The following is a 6,045-nucleotide window of genomic DNA, read 5'->3' on the forward strand; positions in this document are numbered from 1 at the left end:
CAGCGGGTTACTGAGCTTTCCTATTATTTTTATAATGGGTCTTTTCGGATTGGCTTTTGTGGGTCTGGGGTTGCCGGGGGATGGTTCGGTTGCGCTATTCAGCGTATTATTGGCCGATGTGCCACTGTGGTTTGCCATAGGTCTTTTGCCGTTCGGGCTGGCACTTATAATGAGCAGCGCTGACTCCACCATCAGCGGGCTGACGAGCATCATGGTGGTGGATTTACGGCGGCTACTGCCCAAGCTGTCCAATCACAATCTGTTGGCATTATCGCGCTGGCTGATTGTGATGTTGTCGGTGCCAGTGCTTTTTGTCGCGGCCCAAGGCTACAGCGTTCTTTACCTGTTTCTGCTGGCCGACCTGCTTTGCTGCGCGGCGGCTTTCCCGGTCTTTTTCGGCTTCTATAACGCCCGCTACCAGGGCTATAACGCCGTACTCAGCACCTTAAGCGGTCTGGTCGCCGGGCTTGTGGTATTCCCTGCGCCCGGCGCTCCCACCACCTATCTGATGGAAGCTTTCCTGCTGGCATCGCTGGTGCCGATCGCCGTGTCGTTGCTGCTGCTGTTGTTACCCAAAGGAAAACGCTTTGATTTTTCCATAATGGCTCAGCGGGTGCGCAGTCTGGAGGGATAGAAAGCTATGGGCATTCCGCGTCTTTCTCATAGCCTGCAGCCCAACTGGTTCGGCCGAGCTTTGTGGCGCGGGTAACGTCTACCTCAGGCACCGCAGACGTATCTCCCAATTCCCTCGAGTCGTAATGAAATACGCACAAACGTGAGGCAAATTCGGCAAACGGCAGAGAAGCCTCACCATGACGCTCGCCGTGGCTCTGGGTAGAGCAGTTAATACCCTGGCCCCAATCCTGGCCGCTGTCATTGTTGGGATTGAAAAAGTAGAGGCGCATCTCACCAAGGCGATCAAGGGTGACCCGGATAATCGTTATGGCGTGGCGTCCAACGAGGCGCCCTCCACTGTCTGTGACTGCGATACCCGCTGGTTGCGGATGGATGACGGGTATATTGCCGTTGTAATAAGGGTGATAGCAGGCATAAAAGTGGCGGACAAAATCCTCATAATCGTGGATCTTTCCTGTCTGCTGATTGATAACACTGAGAAATCCATGCCCTACCCACCAGCCATACATTTCCGGGTTGATCCAACGGTGCAGATCATCGTCGCGCTCGCCGCACAAACGCCCCATCTCACCATAAATGCGATCGAGGTGAGCCACCAGAATCAATGAAACCGGGTCCACATCCGTGGGAGGCTCTGTTGCAAGGCCGGCTTCAAGATGTTGCGAGGTGATTTGTTGCCCCTCGAAACGCATGATGACATCGTCATCACGGGCTGCCCAGGCTACCAGCTGCAATAGAAAGTCGGCATCGTTGAAAGCCCACATAGAAAGACCGATGACCGACTGACACGTGGGGTTATTACCCTGGCCTACACCCAGCGGTTGTCCTAGAAGGCTTAAGACACCCGCAAGCAGATAAACCCTTGGCGGGTGCGCATCGCCGAAAACCGAACTCAGTTTTTCAGAGACGGCCGGGCATAATTTCAGTTCAAGTTGCCGCCACAGGCCTGAAGCCAGTGGAGGGGTAAACAGACCGCCACGTTCAAGAAACATGGCAAGGCCGTATACCGCTTGGCAGGTTTCCGGATGCACAGCTTCGTCGATCAGCTTGAGAACAATCGCTCGATAGCATTGGAGAACATCGTTGCCGGTGCTGCTCAAACCCAGTGCCAAAGGTATAAGGTCATCCTGACGCCCTCGCAGGTGTCGTAGCAGCATCGGATGATAGGGAGAAACCATGCCTGTCTCAAGCATTGCACTGGCAAAGCCCCGCGCCTCTTCACCGAGCGCACTTTTGTCCATAGCAGCCAGGCGTTCGCTGTAAACCGAAAAACCCGGATCGTCGCGGCAGCCCATCGTTGGGCCGAACAAAGCGCGAACAAGGCGCGCTGCCCTATCCATCCCTGCTGTCTCTATTTCCGGATCAAACAGGCATTTGGCGATCTGGCCGACCATTTGTTTGATGCTGTCAGTTTGTATTGGGCGTTGGGCCAACAGGCGCCTTACTTCATCGACCAGGCTATCGAGAATGCTCTCGTAACCAAGCCTCCCGAGCAGGTATTGATAAAGCGAATTGACGATTTGCCCCAGCCCTTGTGGCCGTTCCCGATCGGCCTCGCTCATTTGCCCCGACAGCAGGTCCAGATTCAATGCCGTCACCTGGGTCAGAAAATTACGGGCCTGCTCTGCTGAGATTCCGGGATGCCGATAATCACCCATGGCTACCGCAAGCAGGCGAAGCTCGCTCAGGGCTTCGATAGTCGTGTAGTCCGGCCCTCCCTGGCGTAACGTCCGCACGGCAAGCGCGGGCCTGAGGATGGCAGGTTTGCCCCAATCACTGTTGGCAAATACGCCCTTGGCCTCCATTGACGACACTCGGGCGTATAACGCATCAAGCCCGTCGGACGCTCGCAAAACAGGCAATGCCGCCGCGAGTACGTCCCCGTTAGACGCCATGGGGGAAGTCTGGCGAGCAAGCGCAAGCTGCTCCAGGGTTTCGTCAAATCTTACAACATCAGCGTTAATTTCTGGGTCAGAGCCAGCATCCGTCATCGTGTTTTCCTTGCCCGTTCGGTAAGCCGTTTGTAATCGCCCAAAGATGCTCTCAAGGCGTTTTGGAAGCAAACTATTCCGGGGATTTTGTTTCTTATTGTAACGATGGCGACTATATTTAGTAGAACGGCACTGACAAATCGCCCAATTTTTCGGGTGCGTTTCAATACCGGCGCCGTTTGTCTGGGCTAACCAGCAAGGAGAACTACGAATGTCGATAACATCAGAAAAAGACTTAACCCAAGAGGTAAAAGCCTGGCTGGATCCGAACATGGATTCAGTGAAAGGAACCGAGACGCCCAAAGATCCGAACAAAGGCTACATTGCTTTGCTTGGCTGGAGCGTTAATGCAATCAAGGCCGCGCAGAAGTTTGACCGGCGCTACATAGTGGTTGCTCCGGATTGGGCAGCGGATTTCTGTACGGCGAACAAGATACCCTTCATTCCCTGGGATTTTGTTCGTCTGAATGATCGGTCTCTGGAGATTGCACAAAGGCTGAAAGCGGAAGGCGTTGACGTGGCGATACCGCTATTTGAGGAAACCGTTGAGTGGTCCGGTGCGATCAACTCCGTTCTCCTCGATAGCCCGCGCATGTTCGGGCAATCAATTCTGTTCCGCGATAAGGCGTTGATGAAGCGCCGCGCACAGCTTGGCGGTATTCGTGTCGGCATCTTCGAAGAAGCTCACGAAAAAGAAGACATTGTCCGTTTCATGAAGCGCGTTAACCAGACGCTGCTGAAGCTAGATGGCGATCCGGACGACCCGATTCACGTCAAGGCGTTTGACAAGGCCGGTTGCCTCGGCCACCGAATGATTCGGAAGATCGAAGAGATTGACGCCATTCCGGACGAAGAGTACCCACTGCTAATGGAAAGTCATCTGGATGGCTGGGAGTTTGCCGTAGAGGCCTGGATCCACGATGGGAAAATCAAATTCCTTAACATTTCCGAATACGTAACGCTGGGTTATTCGGTGTTTGTGCCCGCGACCGAACAACTTGAGAGCTGGCGCAATGCGATCACCAAGCAGATCGAATTGCTGATCAAAACATTCGAGATAAAATTCGGTTTGATTCATCCCGAGTACTTTGTCACCGCAGACGGCGAGATGTACTTTGGCGAAGTTGCCTACCGGCCGCCTGGGTTCAAAGCGTTCGAGTTGATCGAACGGGCCTATGGGTTCAGCGCTTACCAGGCCTCGATGTTGGTGTTTGATCCCAAGAGTACAAAAGAAGAGGTCGATGCCTTTTTCCCACGGGAAGTGGTCGATGCGAAAGGTTACGCAGGATGCTTTGGCGTGTACCCAAGGCGTCGCGTGGTCAGCAAGCTGGAAATGCCCAGCGAAACCGTTGACCATCCCTACTTTGAGTCCCACGAACTGGTTGCGCCCACGGAAGAAACCGTGCCTGACCGGTCAGCCTTCGGAACTCATTGGGGCCTGCTCTTCTTCTTTGGAGACGATCCCATCAAAATGCGGGATTTGCTGAAAGCTCAGGAAGAGTTGGACTTTTACGTTTAGCGAATAGGCGCGTGCTTGGTGTTTCTTGGATAGAAACACCAAGCACGCGCACCCTCCATGGGTTTTACTGTGATGTTTGTTATATTCACGGGCACACCAAAAAAGCCACTAACCCAGTGCCAGCCAAACGCCTACCAGTATCATCAAACTGCCGGAAATTCGGTTCGCCAGGCGCACACTGCCGCCTTTTTTCAGTGCCTTACGCAGCGTTCGGCCGCCGTGCGCATAGAGTTGCAGGCATATAAATTCAAGAGTGAGGATAATAACAACCAAAGCACCCAGTTGCGGTGCCATGGGCAGGTCACTATCAATAAACGGCGGCAATAAAGCCACGAAAAACGCCCAACCTTTGGGGTTGGCCACGGCCGTAACAAATCCTTGTGTTGCCAATTGCCACCGGGATGCAGTACTTGGCTCTGCGTTGTTTTCAGGCATGGCCATTTTACCCCGAGACCGCCACAGCTGAATCCCTAGCCAGATCAGATAAGCACCGCCAGCGTATTTGAAAATCTCAAACGCCGTTGGGTAGCGCAACATAAACGTTGCAACGCCCACCGCCGAGGTGGCCGCAACCACGCCCACGCCTATTAGCTCTCCTGCCATCATCCACATCGCGCGCCTTACCCCGATTGTAATCCCCAGCGACAATGCCAAAGTCATACACATACCCGGTGTGATCGAGACCATAAAAAAGGTCGGGATAAAAGCAGACAATAAAGAAAGATTCAAAAATGACACGTCGTTGTGCTCATAGCGATTGAAGGAAAATTCGGTAAAAACCATGGTAATTCATCCATCTCTTCCATCCCAGCCTGTCCTGAATTATCTTGCCTCTTGAACCGCCTATGCCTCTGACAAGAATGAGAGACCCATGCCTTCGATCTCAACACACGAACAATATGTTTCGACGTCTGTCGGCAACCTCTACGTGAAGAGCTGGACGCCGGCGGACGATTTCAGATACTCCGCCTCGGCGCCTGTCGTGCTCTTTCATGATTCGCTTGGCAGCGTCGAGCTGTGGCGTGATTTTCCCGAAACCCTGGCGCTGGCCCTCAGGCGTCGGGTCATAGCTTATGATCGGCCGGGCTTCGGGCGGTCGTGCCCACGCGCCGACACACTGGAAGCCGACTTCATCCATAATGAAGCGAGCGGCCCTTTTACGGCTATACGCAATGAACTCGCGGTAGACGATTTTATCGCCTTTGGACACAGCGTTGGCGGTGCCATGGCTGCGGCGTGCGCAGCGGCTTTCCCTTTAGACTGCGCCGCGCTCATCACCGAAGCGGCCCAAGCGTTCGTGGAAGATCGCACGGTTAGCGGAATAGGTGATGCAGCGCAGGCGTTTGCGCAGCACGGCCAGTTAGACCGATTGAAAAAATACCACGGCGAGAAGGCAAACTGGGTTCTAAACGCGTGGGTTAATACCTGGCTTTCAGACGCGTTCAGTCATTGGACTTTGCATGAAACACTGCCCAATGTGCGTTGTCCCGTTCTGGCGATTCACGGTGAGGACGATGAGTTTGGCTCGGAAGCGCATCCGAAACTTTATACCTCACTGCCGGCTGGCCCTGGCGTGATGGAGCTGTTGCCTGACTGCGGCCATGTTCCCCATAAGGAAAAGCCCGAGGCTGTAACCGACCTTGTCACTGCTTTTGTTGAGCGATACGTGAATCGGTAAAGGTTTAAAGACCCCGGGTGAAGAATCCGCTCTTCTGCCGCTTTGATTCGGCTACCCCCGAAGTTTGTTGAGCAGGTCTTCAGCTATGTCTACCCTCACCTTCCCTAGCCGAACCAGGTCTTTCGCTACGGCATCAATCTCTGCGCCAAGCGCACCGGCCATCACCGCAATGTTTTTTGCATGAAGTGCCATGTGGCCTTTCTGAATTCCGGTGGTGGCCA

The 6,045-nt window shown here is 54.0% G+C and carries 4 protein-coding genes and 1 pseudogene; 3 read left to right on the plus strand and 2 right to left on the minus strand.

The annotated features are described in order from the left end of the window. Positions 1-634 (plus strand): annotated as a pseudogene (locus ENI00_RS15200) (sodium:solute symporter); the annotation flags it as partial. 4 nt (positions 635-638) lie between these two features. Here ENI00_RS15200 and ENI00_RS15205 read toward each other — a convergent pair. Further along, the gene (locus ENI00_RS15205) at positions 639-2,627 is read right to left on the minus strand and encodes a hypothetical protein (RefSeq protein WP_304104241.1); all 1,989 of its coding nucleotides are present in this window, start codon (positions 2,625-2,627) and stop codon (positions 639-641) included. Positions 2,628-2,838: 211 nt separating this feature from the next. Between ENI00_RS15205 and ENI00_RS15210 the strand changes: the two genes are divergently transcribed. Further along, positions 2,839-4,146 carry a carboxylate--amine ligase gene (locus tag ENI00_RS15210; RefSeq protein ID WP_304104242.1) on the plus strand — a complete coding sequence of 436 codons (1,308 nt, stop codon included), beginning with the start codon at positions 2,839-2,841 and terminating at the stop codon, positions 4,144-4,146. Positions 4,147-4,254: 108 nt separating this feature from the next. Here the strand turns inward: ENI00_RS15210 and ENI00_RS15215 are convergent, their stop codons facing one another. Continuing rightward, positions 4,255-4,929, minus strand: coding sequence for a LysE family translocator (locus ENI00_RS15215; RefSeq protein ID WP_304104244.1), 675 nt, complete (start codon positions 4,927-4,929; stop codon positions 4,255-4,257). A gap of 88 nt (positions 4,930-5,017) precedes the next feature. On the opposite strand from ENI00_RS15215, the gene ENI00_RS15220 reads away from it, so the two are divergent. Then, complete coding sequence (locus ENI00_RS15220) at positions 5,018-5,824, plus strand: alpha/beta fold hydrolase (RefSeq protein ID WP_304104246.1); 807 nt, start codon at positions 5,018-5,020, stop codon at positions 5,822-5,824. Positions 5,825-6,045 lie beyond the last annotated feature (221 nt).

It is taken from the genome of Marinobacter antarcticus (assembly GCF_011049865.1).
In the GTDB taxonomy this organism is placed as follows: Bacteria; Pseudomonadota; Gammaproteobacteria; order Pseudomonadales; family Oleiphilaceae; genus Marinobacter; species Marinobacter antarcticus_A.